General features: G+C 69.3%; 15 protein-coding genes and 2 pseudogenes. 11 read left to right on the plus strand and 6 right to left on the minus strand.

Going from position 1 to position 18,317, the window contains the following annotated elements; translation table 11 throughout:
- Nucleotides 1-10: 10 nt before the first annotated feature.
- Both GVO57_RS05285 and aceA read right to left on the minus strand, forming a co-directional pair.
- Entirely contained in the window at nt 11-1,984 is a 1,974-nt protein-coding gene (locus GVO57_RS05285) for a PAS domain-containing sensor histidine kinase (protein WP_160592286.1), read from the minus strand.
- 149 nt (nt 1,985-2,133) lie between these two features.
- Nucleotides 2,134-3,414 (minus strand): isocitrate lyase, encoded by a 1,281-nt coding sequence (aceA, locus tag GVO57_RS05290; protein ID WP_160592287.1) that lies wholly within the window; start codon nt 3,412-3,414, stop codon nt 2,134-2,136.
- Nucleotides 3,415-3,585: 171 nt separating this feature from the next.
- Between aceA and GVO57_RS05295 the strand changes: the two are divergent.
- From GVO57_RS05295 to GVO57_RS05310, 4 genes and pseudogenes are all read left to right on the plus strand, one after another.
- Nucleotides 3,586-5,008: pseudogene (locus GVO57_RS05295) on the plus strand (helix-turn-helix domain-containing protein).
- 81 nt (nt 5,009-5,089) lie between these two features.
- Complete coding sequence (locus tag GVO57_RS05300; protein ID WP_160592288.1) at nt 5,090-5,500, plus strand: hypothetical protein; 411 nt, start codon at nt 5,090-5,092, stop codon at nt 5,498-5,500.
- 318 nt (nt 5,501-5,818) lie between these two features.
- A complete protein-coding gene (locus GVO57_RS05305) occupies nt 5,819-6,442 on the plus strand; it encodes a DUF2059 domain-containing protein (RefSeq protein ID WP_233281482.1) in 624 nt (207 codons plus the stop codon).
- Nucleotides 6,439-6,645 carry a TFIIB-type zinc ribbon-containing protein gene (locus tag GVO57_RS05310; RefSeq protein ID WP_160592290.1) on the plus strand — a complete coding sequence of 69 codons (207 nt, stop codon included), beginning with the start codon at nt 6,439-6,441 and terminating at the stop codon, nt 6,643-6,645. Before GVO57_RS05305 ends, GVO57_RS05310 begins: the two co-directional genes overlap by 4 nt.
- 62 nt (nt 6,646-6,707) lie before the next feature.
- Here the strand turns inward: GVO57_RS05310 and GVO57_RS05315 are convergent, their stop codons facing one another.
- Nucleotides 6,708-7,181: a winged helix-turn-helix transcriptional regulator gene (locus tag GVO57_RS05315; RefSeq protein WP_201752693.1), complete on the minus strand. Its 474-nt coding sequence runs from the start codon at nt 7,179-7,181 to the stop codon at nt 6,708-6,710.
- Between the two features lie 140 nt (nt 7,182-7,321).
- Here GVO57_RS05315 and GVO57_RS05320 point away from each other — a divergent pair, with 140 nt between their 5' ends.
- The 6 genes from GVO57_RS05320 to GVO57_RS05345 all read left to right on the plus strand — a co-directional run bounded on the left by GVO57_RS05320 (nt 7,322) and on the right by GVO57_RS05345 (nt 15,047).
- Nucleotides 7,322-7,663, plus strand: coding sequence for a CC_3452 family protein (locus tag GVO57_RS05320; protein WP_160592291.1), 342 nt, complete (start codon nt 7,322-7,324; stop codon nt 7,661-7,663).
- Nucleotides 7,664-7,863: 200 nt separating this feature from the next.
- On the plus strand, nt 7,864-9,951 hold the full coding sequence (locus GVO57_RS05325) for a RelA/SpoT family protein (RefSeq protein WP_160592292.1): 2,088 nt from the start codon (nt 7,864-7,866) through the stop codon (nt 9,949-9,951).
- Nucleotides 9,952-10,052: 101 nt separating this feature from the next.
- Entirely contained in the window at nt 10,053-10,844 is a 792-nt protein-coding gene (locus tag GVO57_RS05330; RefSeq protein ID WP_160592293.1) for a tryptophan 2,3-dioxygenase, read from the plus strand.
- Complete coding sequence (locus GVO57_RS05335; RefSeq protein ID WP_201752694.1) at nt 10,841-11,995, plus strand: aminotransferase class V-fold PLP-dependent enzyme; 1,155 nt, start codon at nt 10,841-10,843, stop codon at nt 11,993-11,995. The genes GVO57_RS05330 and GVO57_RS05335 overlap by 4 nt, the downstream gene beginning before the upstream one ends.
- 18 nt (nt 11,996-12,013) lie before the next feature.
- A complete protein-coding gene (locus GVO57_RS05340; protein WP_160592294.1) occupies nt 12,014-13,648 on the plus strand; it encodes an alkaline phosphatase D family protein in 1,635 nt (544 codons plus the stop codon).
- Nucleotides 13,649-13,745: 97 nt separating this feature from the next.
- Nucleotides 13,746-15,047, plus strand: a complete 1,302-nt coding sequence (locus GVO57_RS05345; RefSeq protein ID WP_160592295.1) for a hemolysin family protein — start codon at nt 13,746-13,748, stop codon at nt 15,045-15,047.
- 42 nt (nt 15,048-15,089) lie between these two features.
- Here the strand turns inward: GVO57_RS05345 and GVO57_RS05350 are convergent, their stop codons facing one another.
- The 3 genes from GVO57_RS05350 to purD are packed head-to-tail and all read right to left on the minus strand — an operon-like array spanning nt 15,090 to nt 16,895.
- Nucleotides 15,090-15,311, minus strand: a complete 222-nt coding sequence (locus tag GVO57_RS05350; RefSeq protein WP_160592296.1) for a hypothetical protein — start codon at nt 15,309-15,311, stop codon at nt 15,090-15,092.
- Nucleotides 15,312-15,316: 5 nt separating this feature from the next.
- Nucleotides 15,317-15,595: a hypothetical protein gene (locus tag GVO57_RS05355; protein ID WP_160592297.1), complete on the minus strand. Its 279-nt coding sequence runs from the start codon at nt 15,593-15,595 to the stop codon at nt 15,317-15,319.
- 43 nt (nt 15,596-15,638) lie between these two features.
- The gene (gene purD, locus GVO57_RS05360) at nt 15,639-16,895 is read right to left on the minus strand and encodes a phosphoribosylamine--glycine ligase (protein WP_160592298.1); all 1,257 of its coding nucleotides are present in this window, start codon (nt 16,893-16,895) and stop codon (nt 15,639-15,641) included.
- Between purD and xseA the strand changes: the two are divergent.
- Nucleotides 16,894-18,269: pseudogene (gene xseA, locus GVO57_RS05365) on the plus strand (exodeoxyribonuclease VII large subunit). The gene purD and the pseudogene xseA overlap by 2 nt on opposite strands.
- Nucleotides 18,270-18,317 lie beyond the last annotated feature (48 nt).

Below are 18,317 nucleotides of genomic sequence, written 5' to 3' on the forward strand. Positions count from 1 at the left end.
CGGTCCTTCCCTATATCATTCTGAGATTGGGCGCGACGGGCGCGTCGATCGTGCAGATGAGCCCCGCCGGATCGAAATCGATCCTGACCCGGGCAGCGAGATCCGAGGCAAGTGCGCGTTCGATCATGCGGATGCCGAAGCCCCGCGAGGACGGGCGCGCGACGGGCGGTCCGCCCAGTTCGCGCCAGTCGAGCAACAGCCTCTGCCCGTCGAGCCGCCAGCCAATGTCGATGCGCCCGTCGGGCAGCGACAATGCGCCATATTTGACCGCATTGGTCGACAGTTCATGCAGCGCCATCACCACCGCCACCGCGGCCTTGGGCGTCAGTTCGGCATGGGGGCCGGCGGCGCGCAGCCGGTTGCTGCCCGGCGCCACAGGGCCGGTCGCGCGGCGGACCAGCTCGGCCAGCGTCGCGCCCTCCCATTGTTCGCGGGTCAGCAGATCGTGCGCCGCAGCCAGCGCCGCCAGCCGCGCCTGAAAATCGGCCAGCGCCTGTTCATGGTCGCGCCCCGGCCTCAGGCTGTGCCGGGCCAGCGCCTGGACGAGGGCAAGGCTGTTCTTCACCCGGTGATTGAGCTCGTCGATCAGCAGCCGCTGCCGCTCCTCGAACGCCCGTTCGGCGGTCACGTCGCGGGCGATCATGTGCAGGCCGATCGGCGTGCGGTCATCGCCCAGCGTTACCGTGGAGCTGACCGCCCAGCGCATCGCCCTGCCGTCCGCGCCGGTGACGCCGACATCGTGGCGGCTGGGGGTGCCTGGTTCGTCCCTGTCCCGCCGCCGCGGGCGCAGCCTGGCCCAGGCGCGGCGTCCTTCGCCCGGTGCCAGGAAATCGGACAGCGGCCGCCCGGCCAGCCCCGCCGCCGGCAGGCCGAGCGCGGCCCCGGCCGCGGGGTTCGCCGCAGTGATCACCCCGTCGAGCGTCGCGGTGAACATGATGTCGGTCGCCTGTTCAAAGATCAGCCGGTGGCGCTGCTCGCTGTCGCGCAGCCGGGCCTGGGCGCGGGTGCGCGCCAGATCGCGCCACAGCCGCCCCGCTGCCAGCCGCAGCAGATCGGCATCATGATCGAACCAGCGCCGGGGGACGGGGGAATGCAGGAAGATCGCCCCGGCATAGCCGCGGTCGGTCATCACCGGCGCGGCCAGCAGGGCGGCGATGTCGAGATCGCGCCACAGCCGGGCGGCATGGCCGTCTGCCCCCGCCAGATCGGCGACGTTTTCAATCCTGAGCACCGCGCCCCCGCGCAGTGCCGCCGACGATGCGGAACCGAAAGCGCCCGCCGCGAACCGCCCCGACAGCGGCAGCGTCCCCGCCGTCCAGCAGCGCCGCACGATCGCCCCGTCGCCATCCTCCTCGATTTCGGCAAAGCCTGCCCGCGCGACCCCGAAGCCGGTGCCGATCAGTGCCAGCGCCGCATCGAGCGCGGCCTCCTCGGTCGCCGCCTGACGCAGTCCGTCGTCCAGCTCGGCAAGCAGCCGGTCGCGACGCGACTGGAGCACCCGGTCGGTCACCTCGCGCCCCTGGTTGAAGATGCCGCGCACCGCGCCGCCTTCGCCCCGGATCGGTGTGAAGCTGTAATCCCAATAGGTTTCCTCGGCCCTCCCGTGGCGCTGCATCGGCAGCATCTGTTCGGTCGCCGAAAAACCGATGCCCTGTTCATAGACGTCGCGCATCTGGGGGGCGATCACGTCCCAGATGTCGGGCCAGACCTGCCGCGCCGGGCGGCCGAGCGCGGCCGGATGGCGGGGGCCGGGAATGGCGGACCAGGCATCGTTGTAGAGCAGGATATGGTCCGCGCCCCAGTAGATCGCGGTCGGAAAGCTCGACTGGAGGCACAGGCCGAGCGTGACCTGCAGCGGGGCCGGCCAGTGCAGCGGCGCTCCGAGCGGGGATGACGACCAGTCATGGGCGCGGATCCTGGCCCCATTTCGCCGCCGCCGCGCATAAAGGCCTGTTCGCCCATCGCCGCACCCTCCCCCGCGCATCCCGGGGGGATGCCGAATGCGTCCCCCATCCCACGGGCGGCAAACGCAAAAGGCGGCGATCCGATCCATTTCGAAACCGGAACGGATCAAAAAAATCCCGCTCCCGCAGCCGCCGGGGCGGCCAGGGGAGCGGGTGCAGATCCATGCGCTCAGGCCGCGGTCTTGCGGAACTGGTCGGCCTCGGTCGATTCCGCGAGCGCGGTGGTCGACGCTTCGCCGCCGGCGACCGCCTGGGCGACCAGATCGAAATAGCCGGTGCCGACCTCGCGCTGGTGACGCGTCGCGGTATAGCCATTGGCCTCGGCCGCGAACTCGGCCTGCTGCAGTTCCGAATAGGCCGCCATGCCGCGATCCTTGTAGCCGCGCGCCAGTTCGAACATGCCGTAGTTGAGCTGGTGGAAGCCCGCGAGGGTCACGAACTGGAACTTGTAGCCCATCGCGCCCAGCTCGCGCTGGAACTTGGCGATGGTGTCGCGGTCGAGCTTGGCTTCCCAGTTGAACGACGGCGAGCAGTTATAGGCCATCATCTTGCCCGGATGCGCTTTCTGGATCGCCTCGGCAAAGCGCTTGGCGTCTTCCAGATTGGGGTGCGAGGTTTCCCACCACAGCAGATCGGCATGTTCGGCAAAGGCGATGCCGCGCTTGATGCAGTGATCGACGCCGGTGCCGTCCTTCAGCCGGAAAAAGCCCTCGGGCGTGCGCTCGCCGGTCAGGAACTCATGGTCGCGCTCGTCAATGTCGGAGGTGATGAGCTTGGCTGATTCGGCATCGGTGCGGGCGACGAGTACGGTCGGCACGCCGCACACATCGGCGGCCAGCCGCGCGGCGTTGAGGTTGCGGATATGCGCCTGGGTGGGGATCAGCACCTTGCCGCCCAGATGGCCGCACTTCTTTTCGGACGCGAGCTGGTCCTCGAAATGCACGCCCGCGGCGCCCGCCTCGATATAGGCCTTCATGATTTCAAAGCAGTTGAGCGGCCCGCCAAAGCCGGCTTCGGCGTCGGCGACGATCGGCGCGAACCAATCGCGCTTCACCCCGCCTTCGGAATGTTCGATCTGATCGGCGCGCTGCAGCGTGCGGTTGATGCGCCGCGCCAGTTCCGGGCCGGCATTGGCCGGATAGAGCGACTGGTCGGGATACATCGCCCCGGCGGTGTTGGCGTCGGCCGCGACCTGCCAGCCCGACAGGTAGATCGCCTTCAGCCCCGCGCGCACCATCTGCATCGCCTGGTTGCCCGACAGCGCGCCGAGCGCGTTGATATAGGGTTCGCTTTTCAGCAGTTCCCACAGCTTGAGCGCGCCGCGACGGGCGAGCGTGTATTCGATCGGCACCGAGCCGCGCAGCTGCTCGACATCGGCGGCGGTGTAGGTGCGGTTGATGCCGTCGAAGCGGCCGGTGGGCGCGGGGACGAGCGAAGCGAAATCAGACATGGTGAAATCCTTTACAATCCCGAGAGGCTGTGACCGCCTTTTCCGCGCCGCAGCCGCCATGCGCCAGCGATTCGGCGCGGCAATCGGGTGGGCTTGTCGGGTTCTGGCGGTCCGGATTTGTCATTTTGTGAAGAATTGACGTATCGAGGGGGCGGACGCACGGGGGAGGGCATGGCCAAGGACGGCACCGACAAGCTGATCGCCGGGCATCAGGTGCGCCGCGTGCGCCGCCGCGCCGGGCTGACCCAGGCGCAGATGGCGGCGCGGCTGGCGGTGTCGCCCAGCTATCTGAACCTGATCGAGCGCAACCAGCGGCCGATTTCGGCGGCGCTGCTGCTGCGGCTGGTCGAGCAATTCGATCTTGATCCGCGCGCGCTGGCCGGGGCCGGGCCGGGCGGCGGGGCCGAGGCGCTGCGCCGCCGGCTTGCCGATCCGCTGTTCGCCGATCTGGAAATCGACCGCGCCGAACTGGCCGAATGGATCGCCGCCGCCCCCGGTGCGGCCGAGGCGTTTGCCCGGCTTTACGACCGGGGCGGCGGCGCGCCGGGGCAGGCGGCGGATGATCCGATCGCGCGGGTGCGCGACGAAATCGGCCGGTGGCGCAATCATTTTGCCGATCTGGATGCGGCAGCCGAGCTGCTGGCCGACGAGCTGCGCCTCGGCTCTGCCGATCTGTACGGCGCGATCGCCGACCGGCTGCGCGTGCGCCACGCGCTCACGCTGCGCATCCTGCCGGTCGAGGTGATGCCCGACCGGCTGAGGCGGCTCGATCTGCATGCCCGCCAGTTGCAGCTGTCGGAAATGCTCGACCCGGCGTCGCGCACCTTTCAGGCGGCGTTCCAGCTCGGCGCGATCGAGGCGCGGGCCGAAATCGATGCGCTGGCGCGGGGGCGGGCTTTGCCGACCGCGCAGGCGAGCGGCTGTTCCGCCGCCATCTGACCAGCTATTTCGCCGCCGCGCTGATGATGCCCTATGCCCGGTTCCTGCGCGCCTGCGAGGCAACCGGCTATGATATCGAGCTGCTCCAGCGCCGCTTCGGCGCCGGCTTCGAACAGGTCGCGCACCGGCTGACCACGCTGCAACGCGTGGGCGCGCGCGGCCTGCCGTTCTTCATGATCCGCATCGACCGGGCGGGGCAGGCGTCCAAGCTTTATGCCGGGGCCAGCGAGGCACCGCTCGCCACGGCCGAGGGGCGCTGCCCGCTCTGGCGGCTGCATGCCGCGTTCGAGCGGCCGGGCCGGGTCGAGCGCGATCTGGTCATGCTCGAGGATGGCAGCCGCTGGTTCACGCTTGCCCGCACCGTGCACCCGCAGGGGCGGCGCGCCGGCGATGTCGGGGCGGAGTTTGTCGTCGGGCTGGGCGTGGCGGCGGCGCTGGCCGGCGATCTGGCGCTTGCCCAGGGGATCGATCTGGCCGGCAGGGCAACGCCCATTGGCCTGGGCTGCCGCGCCTGCACCCGGCCCGAATGTCCGCAGCGCGCCGCGCCCCCGCCGGGCGCGCGCTGCTGTTCAACGAACGCGAGCGCGGCGTGTCGCCGTTCAGCTTTGCCGGTGAGGGCATTGGTATCATTCCTGATGGAAATCTTGCCGGATAGGGGCGACAAGGGGTTAACCGTTGGCCATGCGCCCCGGGATCGGTTGGGGGATGATGTTTGGATCGTCAGCTCGTGCGCAGGGTGCTGGTATCGCATGACGCGATCCATGCCGGCCTTGCCGAACTTGAAGCGCGGCTGGCCGACGCCATTCCGGACGATGGCCTGCCGCAGGCGCGGGCGCGGCTGCTGGCGGCCGATCTCACCCGCCGCAATGCGCTGCGCGAACTGCTCGTCGTGCTCGCCCGCCGCAGCGACTCGGCGGCGGCCGAGATCATCGGCAATCTCGTCGACACGCGCGGGCATCTCGACAGCTTTCTGAACCAGTATCTGTCTCGCTGGAGCAATGGCGAGGCAATGGACCATTGGGCGCAATATCGCCTCGCCGCGCGCGAGAAGATCGACATGATGCGCCGGTGCCTCGCCACCGAGGTGGTTCTGCTCGGCCGCGTCGAGCGGCTTTCGCCTTTGGGTGACGCACCCCGCGCGGCTTGATCCCGGCTGCAACGCGGGGTCGATTGGCGTCGTGAATGCCTGACCCCAGAACTTATCGTTCGTGGAATGAATCGCCGCGCGCTAGCACCTGCTGGCGGGCCGGGCCCCTCTGGCGATCGTGTCTCCCTCGCGATCGTGATGTCGGACCGCACAGCGTATGCTTGTGTCCGGCCCGGCGGTTCTCGCCCCCTTATCCGCGCGGTCCCGGTCGCAAGCTCCACGCGTCTCGTCGTCGGAGGAGGACATCATGCGTTCGACCAGAAAAGCAGGCGCTCTATTCCCCGCTTGTGCCACCCGGCCGCAGAGCCGGGGGTGCCGGTGCGGCGCGTCCGTGACGGTCTGGAACGCCCTGGCGGCGGGCATCTGAGCGACTGGCCGGGCGACGAAGGGGTCGCCCGGCCTATCGCATTCCGCGCCACGATGGCGCGCCCCATTTCCTCCATCACCGGCCGGTTTTTCCCGGCCCATAGCCTGTTTCGTTCCCGGAGAGACATTGATGCTGACTGCGCTGTTGCTGGCGATTGCCGCGCCGACCGTTCCGTCCCCGAAGCCGAGGCGCTGGGCGTGCAGCTGGCGCGGCTGGGCAGCCTGGCGAGCGTGCTGCCGGTGCTCGAACTCAAGGAAACCGACGAGCTGCTCGAGTCCATGCCCGGGCTGGCAGCGGGGGAACGGCTGAAGCTGCGTATGGTCGCCCACCGTGTCGCGGTCGAAGGCTCCGAGCGGCTGCTGCGCGCCGAGGGGCGGGCGCTGGCCGAGCGGCTGAGCATCGCCGATCTGCGCGCGCTGATCGCCTTTGCCGAAAGCGCGCCCGCGCAGCGGATGCGCGCCGCCGAACCGGCGGTAACCATCGCGACGATGGAGGCGATGCGCGGGTTCGCCTATAAAGAAGAGGTGATCAAGGCGTTCTGCAAGGAAACCGGCAAAGCGTGTCCGCAAAAATGAATTCCCGCCCGCTGGCGCGTGGCCGCCAGCTTGCCTGCCCGGCCTGTGGCGGAGCCGCCGAAGTGATTGTTTCGGGTTCGATCGAATATGACCGGTGCCGCGATTGTGGCGGCGTCTGGCTTGACCGGGGCGAGCTGGAACAGCTGCTTGCCATCGCCTATCGCACCGGCAAGGCCAAGGCGGCGGGGAGCCGCGCGGGCTAGAGCGATTTCCAGTCAGGTGGACTCACCTGACATTTCGGAAATCCTCCAGCCGACCGGCCGGCTTACTCGGCGGCCATCGCCCTGAGCGCGGCGGTATCGACGAAGCACAGATCGTCCCAGGCCAGCGGCCGCCCGTCATGGGCATGGACGCGCACTTCGGCGACCGGCAGCTGATCGCGCTTGTCGACCAGCACCGGATTGGACGGACAGCCGGTTTCCCAGCGCTCGCCCCATTGGCGCAGCGCGATCATCGTCGGCAGCAGCGCCATGCCCTTTTCGGTCAGCCGGTATTCGATCTTGCGGCGATCATCGGCGCAGGGGGTGCGTTCAAGGATGCCGACATCAACGAGCCGCCCCAGCCGGTTGGCCAGGATGTTGCGCGCGATGCCCAGGCTCGACTGCATCTCCTCGAAATGCATCAGGCCGTTGAACGCGGCGCGCAGGATCAGGAACGACCAGCGTTCGCCCACGGCCTCAAGGGCTTTGGGCAGGCTGCATTCGGCGGCGATCTGCGCCAGCGGTTCTCTCAGTCCCATCGATCCTCTTCCTGCCATGGAAATGTAACCCAAGGCGGCCTTTCCATAAAGCGCCAAAAATTTTTCCGTTTCTGGTTGCAACTCGAAACCTAATAATCTAGGTAGCGATTCGCAACTGACGTATCGGAAAGGCTCGGATCATGGCTCGCTTTCTTGCGCTTATCGTGTCGGTGCTCGGCTCCTTCACCCTGTTTGCGGCGTCCGCTTCGGCCGAACCGGCCGGTGCCCATTACCGGCTGCAGCTCGCCAATCCGGCGCCGGCGGCCAAGGTCATCGTGCGCGGCCTGATGTTCAACTGTGCGGGCGACAGCTGCACGGCGGCGGCTGGCGCCAGCCGCCCGGCGGTGATCTGCGCGGCCGCGGCGCGCGAGTTCGGTCAGATCGCGACGTTCAGCGCCGCCGGTGCGGCGCTCGACGACGAGGCGCTTGCCAAGTGCAACGCCAAGGCGCGGATCGACACCACCCGGATCGTCCAGCGCTAATCCGGAAGCGATCCTTGGCGGTGCCGTTCCCGAACGGGCCCGGCGCTGCCCACCCCTCCCAGCGGACCCATTCCTCCCTCGTCCGCATGACTGAGCCGGCGCCCGTCCCCCCGGGCGCCGGCTTTTTTCCGGGCGGGCATCCGGCGGCACCGCTGCATATTGCGGTTGCGTTCTCCCCCCGATGACCCGATCTTGGGCCGGTGCTGAGACAATATGAACTGGTCGAGCGGGTCAAAAGCTATGACCCCGACGCTGACGAGAATCTGATCAACCGCGCCTATGTGTTCTCGATGCAGGCGCATGGCAGCCAGAAACGCGCATCGGGCGATCCTTATTACAGCCACCCGATCGAGGTCGCCGGCATCCTGACCGACCTGCACCTCGACGATGTGACGATCGCGACCGCGATCCTCCATGACACGATCGAGGACACGGTCGCCACGCACGAGGAGATCGAGGCCAAATTCGGCGCCAATGTCGCCCGGCTGGTCGACGGCGTGACCAAGCTGTCGAAGATCGAGGCGCAGACCGAAAGCCAGCGCGCGGCGGAAAATCTGCGCAAATTCCTGCTCGCCATGTCGGACGACATCCGCGTGCTGCTGGTCAAGCTGGCCGACCGGCTGCACAATATGCGCACGCTCCATTTCATCAAGGACGAGGCCAAGCGCAAGCGCATCGCCCGCGAGACGATGGACATATATGCCCCGCTTGCCGAGCGGATCGGCATGTACGAGTTCATGAACGAGATGCAGACTCTCGCCTTCCGCCAGCTGGAGCCGGAGGCGTATGAGTCGATCACCCGCCGGCTCGCCCAGCTGCACGAGGGAGGGGGCGACCGCATCGCCCGCATCGCATCGGGGCTGAAGCTGCTGCTGTCGCGCAACGGCATCGAGGCGGAGGTGTCGGGGCGCGAAAAACATCCCTATTCGATCTGGCGCAAAATGGCCGAGCGGCACATCAGCTTTGAACAGCTGTCCGACGTCATGGCGTTTCGCGCGATCGTGCCCGACGTCGCCGAATGCTACCGCGCGCTCGGCGTCATCCATGGCCGCTGGCCGATGGTGCCGGGCCGGTTCAAGGACTATATCTCGACGCCCAAGCGCAACGGCTACCGGTCGCTGCACACCTCGGTCATCCATGCCGAGAACATGCGCATCGAGATCCAGATCCGCTCGACCGACATGCACGCCCAGGCCGAATATGGCCTGGCCGCCCACTGGGCCTATAAGCAGCGCCAGGGGCAGCCCGATACCCAGGTGCGCTGGATCCGCGACCTGATCGAGATCCTCGACAATGCCGAGAGCCCGGAAGAGCTGCTCGAGCATACGCGCATGGCGATGTATCAGGACCGGATCTTCGCCTTCACCCCCAAGGGCGAGCTGATCCAGCTGCCCAAGGGCGCGACGCCGATCGATTTCGCCTATGCCGTTCACACCGATCTGGGCGATCAGGCCGTGGGCGCGAAGATCAACGGCCGGGTCGTGCCGCTGCGCACGCCGATCGCCAATGGCGATCAGGTGCAGATCCTGAAATCCAAGGCGCAGGAGCCGCAGCCGCAATGGCTGAACTTCGTCGTCACCGGCAAGGCGCGCGCCGCGATCCGCCGTTTCGTCCGCCACAAGGAACGCAGCGAATCGGTCGCGCTGGGGCGCAAGCTTTATGACGAGGTCGTCGCCCGGCTGCCCGCGCAGCTGGGCGGGGAGGCGATCGGCACTGCGGTCAAGCGGCTGAAGCTGTCGGACGAAGGCGCGCTGATGGTCGCCATCGCGCGCGGCCAGATCAGCGATGCCGAGCTGATGGAGGCGCTGATGCCGGGATCGACCGGCGACGGCGCGGCGCGGCCCCCGGCGCAGCGCGAGGCGATTTCGATCCGCGGGCTGACGCCCGGCGTCGCCTTCGACCTTGCGCCCTGCTGCCATCCGGTGCCCGGCGACCGCATTGTCGGCCTGCGCCGCACCGACGAACCGATCCAGGTGCACACGATCGACTGTGTCGAACTGGCCGACGGCGTCGATGCCGACTGGGTCGATCTGGCCTGGGGCGACCGGTCGGAAGGCGGCACGGCGCGGCTGCGCATCGTCGTCAAGAACGAGCCGGGCTCGCTTGCGGTGATGAGCGGCATTCTGGGGTCGCACACCGCCAACATCCTCAACCTGAAGCTTGAGAACCGGGACGGCAGCTTCCACACCTTCCAGGTCGATATCGAGGTGGCGGACCTGCACCATCTGGTCAGGATCCTCGCCGCGCTGCGCGCCGCCGATGCGGTGGTGAGCGCCGAGCGCATCTGAGCGGGCGGCGCGCCCGGCGCTTAGGCCGGTCGCCCGCCCATCTCGGCGCCCCCGATCTCGGCGCCCCTGTCTCCGCCCCCGCGCGGTTGCTACATGGGCGCATGTCCACCGACGTCACCTATGCCAGCTATCTCGCGCTCGACGAGATCCTCGCCGCGCAGCGCCCGCATTCCGACCGGCATGACGAGCTGCTGTTCATCATCATCCACCAGACCAAGGAGCTGTGGCTCAAACAGATCATCGCCGAGCTGACGCTTGCCAAGGCGATGGTCCGCGCGGGCGATCTGGTGCCCGCCTATAAGGGGCTGGCGCGCGTGTCGCGCATCCAGACGGTCATGACGGTCAGCTGGGATGTGCTCGCCACCATGACCCCGGCCGATTATTCGCGCTTCCGCCACGTCCTCGGCTCCAGCTCCGGCTTCCAGTCGGACCAGTTCCGCACGGTCGAATACATGCTGGGGCTGAAGGACGGGCGCTTCATCGCCTATCAGGAGGACCGGCCCGCCGCCGCCGCCGCCATGGCCGAGGCGCTGGGCCAGCCGAGCCTGTGGGACGATGCCAATGCCGCGCTCGCCGCGGCCGGGTTCGCGCTGCCGCCGCACATCCTCGCGCGCGACTGGTCGCAGCCCTATGCGCCCGATCCGGCGGTCGAAGCGGGCTGGGCGCAGGTGTACCGCGATCCCGCGCGCTGGTGGGAACTGTATCAGCTGGCCGAAAAGCTCGTCGATCTCGACGATGCGATGACCGCGTGGCGGCACAAGCATGTGCTGACCGTCGAACGCATCATCGGCGGAAAAACAGGCACTGGCGGCACGGCCGGCGTCAAATATCTGCAATCAACACTCGCCAAGAGGGCGTTTCCCGAACTCTGGTCGCTGAGAACCACGCTGTGAGCTGGAAGCATCTGTTTCAAAGGGCGCTGTCCGCCGCGCCCGACCGGCTCCACATGGCGGCGCACAGCCATCATCTGTGGCCCGATGCCAGCCTTGCCGGCCAGCAGGACGCCTGGGCCGATGCCGCGCGGCTCGCCGACCGCAAATGGGATCGGGTGATGGGCGAAATCTGGCCGCGCGCCCAGGCCGAGGTGGCGGCCGAGCTGGGGCTGCCCGATCCCGCGACGGTCTGTTTTGCGCCCAACACCCATGAACTGATCGTCCGCCTCGTCTCCGCGATCGAACGGCCGCGCCCGCTCAGGGTGCTGGCGAGCGACGGCGAGTTTCACAGCTTCCGCCGGCAGGCGGCGCGCTGGGCCGAGGCCGGGGAGATGCTGGTCGAAACCGTGCCGGTCGAACCCGCCGCCGATTTCGCCGCCCGCTTCCGCGCCGCCGCCGAACAGGGCGGGCATGATCTGATCTTTGTCAGCCAGGTGATGTTCGGCTCCGGCCTGGTCATCGACGATCTCGCGCCGCTCGCCGCGCTCGCCCGGCCCGAGGGGCCATGGGTGGTGATCGACGGCTATCACGGCTTCATGGCCGTGCCGACCGATCTCGGGCCGGTGGCGGACCGGGTCTTCTACCTGTCGGGCGGATATAAATATGCGATGGCGGGGGAGGGCATGGGCTTCATCCACGCCCCGCCCGGCTTTGCCCCGCGCCCGGTGGTGACCGGCTGGTATGCCGCGTTTGACGATCTGGCCCTGCCGCCCGGTGCGGTCGGCCATGCCCCGGACGCCCGCCGCTTTCTGGGCGCGACCTTCGACCCGTCGGGCCTCTACCGCTTTCTGGCGGTGCGCGACATGCTGGCCGCCGAAGGGCTGACGACCGCCCGGATTTCCGCCCATGTCGCGCTGCTGCGCGACCGGCTGCTCGCCGGGCTGGCGGCGACCCCGCTTGGCCATGCAGACCTGCTCAACCCGCCGGGTGCGGGGCCGGCGGCGCGCTTCGTCGCGCTGCGCGCGCCCGCCGCACCGGGCTGGCAGCAGGCGCTCATCGCCCGCGACGTGATCACCGATGTGCGCGGCGACGTGCTCAGGATCGGCCTTGGCCTCTATCACGATGCCGGGGACGTGGACCGTTTCATTGCCGAGGCGGGGCGCCTCGGCTGATCTGATGGAGACCGGATTATGACCATTGCGATCGATCGCCGTTCCCTGGTGCGCGGGGGCGCGCTGGGCCTGGGGGCGCTGCTTCTGCCGGGCGGCGGCCGGGCGATCGCGCAGCTGGTCGCGGCGCGCGGCTTCACCCACAATGTCGCAAGCGGCGAGCCGCAGGCCCGGTCGGTGCTGCTGTGGACGCGCTTTGTCGGCAGCGGCGACAGCGCGCGGGTCCATGCCGAGGTGTCGGAAACCGCCGATTTCGCGCGCATCGTCGCGGGCGGCGATGTGGTCACCGGGCCGTTCCGCGACTGGACGGCCAAGGTGACCGTCACCGGGCTTCAGCCGGGGCGGCGCTATTTCTACCGCTTCGTCGCCGACGGGCAGACATCGCCGGTCGGGCGCACCCGCACCTTGCCCGAAGGTGCGCTCGACAGCTGGACGATCGGCGTCTTTTCCTGCTCGAACCTGCCTTATGGCTGGTTCAACGCCTATGGCCATGCGGCGGCGCGCGACGATATCGATCTGGCGCTGCACCTGGGCGATTATCTGTATGAATATGCGCGCGGCGTTTATCCGTCGCCGCGCGATGCGGTGGCCGAACGCGTGCTCGAGCCGGTGGGCGAGATGATCCAGCTTGCCGATTACCGCACCCGCTATGCCTGTTACCGCGCCGATCCCGACCTGCAGGCGCTTCATGCCCGTGTGCCGATGCTTGCATCCTGGGATGATCATGAATCGGCCAATGATTCCTGGGAGGGCGGGGCTGAAAACCATAATCAGGGCGAGGGCGACTGGGCGGTGCGCCGTGCGGCGGCGATGCAGGCCTGGCATGAATGGATGCCGGTGTCGGATCTGCCCTATGCCGCCTATGATTTCGGCGATCTCGGCACCTATTTCCGCACCGAAAGCCGCCTGAATGGCCGCAGCAAGCCGCTGTCGCTCGATGCCGTGCTGCGCGGCGGCGGCGACATCAGGGCGGCGCTGTCGGCGTTCCGCGACGGTCCGCTTGCCGATCCCGCGCGCACGATGCTGGGGCTGGAACAGGAAGCATGGCTGGCCGGGGCGCTCAGCGCGTCCAAGCGGGCCGGGCGGCGCTGGCAGGTCGTCGGCTTCGGCACGGTGATGGGCCAGACGCGCACGCCGGACCGGGTCGCCAACTGGCTGCCTGCCGATGCGTCGGAGCTGGTGCGCAACCGCACCCAGGCGGGTCTGGCGGCCTCGGCGGCGGGCATTCCGTTCAACCTTGATAACTGGGGCGGCTATCCGGCGGCGCGCGCCCGCTTCCTCCGCGCGGCGCAGGCGGCCGATGCCGATCTGGTCGTGCTGGCGGGCGACAGCCATAATGGCTGGGCGTTCGACCTGGCCGAGGGCGGCCGCCCGGCCGGGGTCGAGTTCGACACCCACAGCGTCACTTCGCCGGGGTTTGAAAGCTATTTCCGGGGCGTGCCGCCGACCGATGTGGCGCGCGCGCTGGTTGAGACCAACCCGGAACTCAAATGGTGCGACACCAGCCGGCGCGGCTATATGACCGTCACGCTGACGCGCGCGGCGGCGACCGCCGAATGGACGTTCATGAACACCATCCGCACCCGCGATCCGCGCGTCGCGGCGACGCACCGGATGCGCACGCCGGCCGGGCGGCGGCAGCTGGAACAGGCCTGAGCCGGGTGGCTGACCGGGCGGGCGGCGGGCGCTTGCCTGTTGCCGTGGGGGCGGATTCAGGCCAAGGATGGCCGCTTTCCGCCCCCATGCAGCTCCGATGCCGCCCTTAGCCCCCTTTCCCTGGATCGACGTCGCGATCATCCTGGCGCTGGTCGCGCTCAACGGCGTGTTCGCAATGTCCGAACTCGCGATCGTGTCGTCGCGCAAGTCGCGGCTGCAGGCGCTGGCGAAGCTGGGCAGGCGCGGGGCGAACACCGCCATCGCGCTGGCCAGCGATCCCGGCCGCTTCCTGTCGACCGTGCAGATCGGCATCACGTTGGTCGGCATCATGGCGGGCGCCTATTCGGGCGCGAGCCTGGGCGGGCCGGTCGGCGACCGGCTGGCGCGGCTGGGCGTTCCGGCTGCATGGGCGGAGGAGCTGGGCTTCGGCATCGTGATCGCGCTCACCACCTATCTCTCGCTGATCGCGGGCGAGCTGGTGCCCAAGCAGTTCGCGCTGCGTTCGCCCGAGCCGATCGCGCTCGTGATGGCGGTGCCGATGCGCTGGCTGGCGCGGCTCGCCGCCCCGCTCGTCTGGCTGCTCGACCGGTCGAGCGCGCTCATCTTCCGCCTGCTCGGCATGGCGCGCGAGTCCGAGGATCATGTGACCGCCGAAGAGCTGCACATGATCGTCGCCGAGGCGAGCAAATCGGGCGTGATCGAGGAAAGCGAGCGGGCGATCATTTCCGGCGTCGTCCGCCTTGCCGACCGGCCGGTGCGCGAGGTGATGACGCCGCGCACCGACATTGACTGGATCGATGTCGATGCCGACCCCGAACAGATCCGCGCCCGGCTGATCGAAACGCCGCACACCAGGCTGCCGGTCGCCGAAGGGTCGGTCGACCGCATCATCGGCGTGATCCAGAGCCGCGACATCGTCGCCGCGATGCTGGCGGGCAAGCCGCTCGACCTGCGCGCGCTGATGCGGCCGCTGCGCGTCGTGCCCGATCAGGTCGATGCGATGGACGCGCTCGAAACGCTGCGCGCGGCGGAGGCGCCGATGGTGCTGGTCAATGACGAATATGGCCATCTGGAAGGGATCGTCACCCCCGCCGACCTGTTCATCGCCATTGCCGGCCAGTTCGCGTCCGACCAGGACGAGGGCACCGATCCCGCCATTGTCGAGCGCGAGGACGGGTCGCTGCTGATTTCCGGCTCGCTTGCCGCCGATGCGCTGGCCGAGCGGCTGGGGCTGAGGCTGGCCGAGGACCGGGATTATGCGACCAGCGCGGGCTTTGTGCTCGCCGTGCTGCGCCATCTGCCGGTGGTCGGCGAGACGTTCGAGGAACAGGGCTGGCGGTTCGAGGTCGTCGACATGGACGGCCGCAAGATCGACAAATTGCTCGTCGCCCCGGCCTGACCGTTCACTGCCCGAACCGCCCCCGCCCGCCAGCCCAGCCTGTCAGCCCAGCCGGCCGAACGCGGCCTCATAGGCGGCGGTGTCGCCGGCGGCGAGCAGCCGGGCCTGCTCGACCCAGCGGTCGCGCACCGCGCGCCCGCGAAACGCGCCCAGATGCGCATCGATCCGGGCGATGTCGTCATCGCTCCAGGCGGCGATCTGGTCGAAGCGCGTGACCCCGAGGCCCTGAAGCAGCGCCGCAACCTTGGGGCCGACGCCCTTCATCCGCGTCAGATCATCGGCGGGGCCGGTGGCGGGCGCGATTGCGGGGGCGGCGGGCGCAGGCGGTTCCGCTGCCGCTGGTGCCGGGGCCGCGTCGATGGCGGGGGAACATCGGCCGGGGCCGCGCCCATGCCCATGATCACCGGCGAGATTTCCTTTTCGACGCCGTCGCGCGTGACCGCTTCGGGCGACCGGGTCCGGCTGGACCCGATCAGCCACCAGACCGATGCGATCACGAGCGCCGCCCCGATCAGGACCAGCACCAGATTCTGCTGCACCCATTCCATGTTCGGCACCCTCCGTCTTGTTCGTGTTGCCCCTCGTTGGCGCTCAGGCAGCCGCTTCGCGTGCCGCCTCGCGCCAGCCAATGTCGCGCCGGCAGAAACCGGTCGGGAAATCGATCTGCGCGACCGCAGCATAAGCGCGCGCCTGCGCTTCGGCCACGCTGCCGCCGGTCGCGGTGACGGCGAGCACGCGTCCGCCTGCCGCCACCAGCCCGTCGGCCGTCATCCGCGTGCCGGCATGGAAGACCAGCGCCCCCCCGGCCTCCGCCGCGTCCAGCCCGGCAATCGCGCCGCCGGTCGCGGGCGTGCCCGGATAGCCATTGGCGGCAAGCACCACGGTCAGCGCGACATCGCCGGTCAGCGCGGGGGCGGCGATCTGATCCAGCCGCCCGGTCGCACAGGCATGGAACAGCGCCACCAGATCGCCGGCGAAACGCGGCATCAGCACCTGCGTCTCGGGATCGCCGAACCGGGCATTATATTCGATCAGCTTTGGACCCTGTGCGGTCAGCATCAGCCCGGCATAGAGCACGCCGACAAAGGGCGTGCCGGCATCGGCGAGCGCGGCGACCGTCGGAATGACGATTTCGGCCATCGCCCGCGCCTCCAGCTCCGGGGTCAGCACCCGCGCGGGGCTGTAGGCGCCCATGCCGCCGGTATTGGGGCCGGTGTCGCCGTCGCCGACGCGCTTGTGATCCTGCGCGGAACCAAAGGCGATGACCGCGCGGCCATCGGTCAGGGCGAACAGGCTTGCCTCCTCGCCGGCCAGATATTCCTCGATCACCAGCGGGCCGCCCGCTGCCGCGACCGACGCTTCGGCCTCGGCGCGGGTGTCGGCGATGACCACGCCCTTGCCGGCGGCAAGCCCGTCCGCCTTGATCACCACCGGCAGGCCGAACCGGTCGAGCGCCGCCAGCCCGGCGGCGGTATCCTCAACCCGCACATAGGCGGCGGTCGGGATGCCGTGCTCAGCGCACAGATCCTTGGTGAAGCCCTTGGACCCTTCAAGCTGCGCCGCCGCGCGGCCGGGGCCGAACACGGCGATGCCGGCGGCGCGCAGATCATCGGCCAGCCCGGCGACCAGCGGCGCTTCCGGGCCGATCACCACCAGATCGATCGCATGCTGCGCGCAGAAACCGATCACCGCGCCATGATCGGCGGGATCGATCCCGGCGGCTTCGGCATGGCGCGAGATGCCGGGATTGCCGGGGGCCGCGTAAAGCTTGCCGAGCGTCGGGCTTTGGCCCATTTTCCAGGCCAGCGCATGTTCGCGCCCCCCCGATCCGATCAGCAGGACGTTCATGGCCAGTCTTCCTCCTTCCGCGCCCCGGCTGGACGCCGCCGGCCGGCTGTTAGCCGAGCAGCAGCCCGGCGACAACGCGCCTGCGCTCAGCGTGTCCGAACTGGCCCAGGCACTGAAGCGCGTGGTGGAGGACCGGTTCGGCCAGGTGCGGCTGCGCGGCGAGATCAGCGGGTTCAAGCGCGCCGCATCCGGCCATGCCTATCTGTCGCTCAAGGACGATCAGGCGGTGATCGACGCGGTGATGTGGAAGGGGAGCATGGCCGGGCTTGCCTTTCGCCCCGAAGACGGGATCGAGGTGATCGCGACCGGGCGGCTGACCACCTATCCGGGCCGGTCCAAATACCAGATCGTGATCGAAAGGCTGGAACTGGCCGGGGCGGGCGCGCTGATGCAGCTGCTCGAACGGCTGAAGGCAAAGCTTGCCGCCGAGGGACTGTTCGATCCGGCGCGCAAGCGGCCGCTGCCGTTCCTGCCCCGTCGCATCGGCGTCGTGACCTCGCCGACCGGGGCGGTGATCCGCGATATCCTGCACCGGCTGGCCGACCGGTTTCCGAGCCATGTCATCGTCTGGCCGGTGCTGGTGCAGGGGCAGGGGGCCGCCGAACAGGTGGCGGCGGCGGTGACGGGCTTTGGCGCGCTGCCCGCCGACCGCCGCCCCGATCTGGTGATCGTCGCGCGCGGCGGCGGATCGATCGAGGATCTGTGGGCGTTCAACGAGGAAATCGTCGTGCGCGCGGTGGCGGCCAGCCCGATTCCCGTGATCTCCGCCGTCGGGCATGAGACCGACACGACATTGTGCGACTATGCCGCCGACCGCCGCGCGCCGACGCCGACCGCGGCGGCGGAAATGGCGGTGCCTGTGCGCGCCGATCTGCGCGCCTATGTCCGCGATCAGGGCGCGCGGCTGGAACGGGTCGTGCAGCGCAGCGCCGACCGCGCGGCGGAGCGGCTGGCGGCGCTCACGCGGCTGTTGCCGGTGCCGGCGCGGCTGCTCGACCCGCAGCGCCAGCGGCTCGATGATCTGGGCGATCGGCTGGGGCGGGGCTGGGCAGGCGCATCGCCGATGCGCGCGGCGAGCTGGCACGCGCATCCGGCGCGCTGCGTCCCGGCCTGCTCCATGCGCGGCTGGAGCGCGGGCGGGACCGGCTGGCGGCGGCGTGGCGGCTGGCGCGCTCGGTCAATCCGGAAAATCTGCTCGCCAAAGGCTATGCCTGGGTGTCGCGGCGCACCGATGGCGCGGTGGTGACCAGTGCGGTGGCTGCCCGGTCATCTGCCGGGCTGGTGCTGCATTTCGCCGACGGCACGGTTGACGTGAGGCCGGAGCGCGCGGCATCCCGCCGCGACGACGGGCCGGCCCAGCCCAGCCTGTTATGAGTGGGCAGCCTGCTCTGACCGGGGCCGGTCCGGCCTTGATCGCAAGAT

This window comes from Sphingomonas changnyeongensis, assembly GCF_009913435.1.
GTDB lineage: Bacteria > Pseudomonadota > Alphaproteobacteria > Sphingomonadales > Sphingomonadaceae > Sphingomonas_B > Sphingomonas_B changnyeongensis.

Excerpts from the sequence above, each read along its gene's own strand:
- GVO57_RS05315 (WP_201752693.1), bottom strand. The coding sequence starts at position 7,181 with ATGGGACTGAGAGAACCGCTGGCGCAGATCGCCGCCGAATGCAGCCTG.
- GVO57_RS05355 (WP_160592297.1), bottom strand. The coding sequence starts at position 15,595 with ATGGAATGGGTGCAGCAGAATCTGGTGCTGGTCCTGATCGGGGCGGCG.
- GVO57_RS05310 (WP_160592290.1), top strand. The coding sequence starts at position 6,439 with ATGAATTCCCGCCCGCTGGCGCGTGGCCGCCAGCTTGCCTGCCCGGCC.
- GVO57_RS05345 (WP_160592295.1), top strand. The coding sequence starts at position 13,746 with ATGCCGCCCTTAGCCCCCTTTCCCTGGATCGACGTCGCGATCATCCTG.
- GVO57_RS05320 (WP_160592291.1), top strand. The coding sequence starts at position 7,322 with ATGGCTCGCTTTCTTGCGCTTATCGTGTCGGTGCTCGGCTCCTTCACC.
- GVO57_RS05340 (WP_160592294.1), top strand. The coding sequence starts at position 12,014 with ATGACCATTGCGATCGATCGCCGTTCCCTGGTGCGCGGGGGCGCGCTG.
- GVO57_RS05350 (WP_160592296.1), bottom strand. The coding sequence starts at position 15,311 with ATGAAGGGCGTCGGCCCCAAGGTTGCGGCGCTGCTTCAGGGCCTCGGG.
- GVO57_RS05330 (WP_160592293.1), top strand. The coding sequence starts at position 10,053 with ATGTCCACCGACGTCACCTATGCCAGCTATCTCGCGCTCGACGAGATC.
- purD (WP_160592298.1), bottom strand. The coding sequence starts at position 16,895 with ATGAACGTCCTGCTGATCGGATCGGGGGGGCGCGAACATGCGCTGGCC.
- GVO57_RS05285 (WP_160592286.1), bottom strand. The coding sequence starts at position 1,984 with ATGCGCGGGGGAGGGTGCGGCGATGGGCGAACAGGCCTTTATGCGCGG.
- aceA (WP_160592287.1), bottom strand. The coding sequence starts at position 3,414 with ATGTCTGATTTCGCTTCGCTCGTCCCCGCGCCCACCGGCCGCTTCGAC.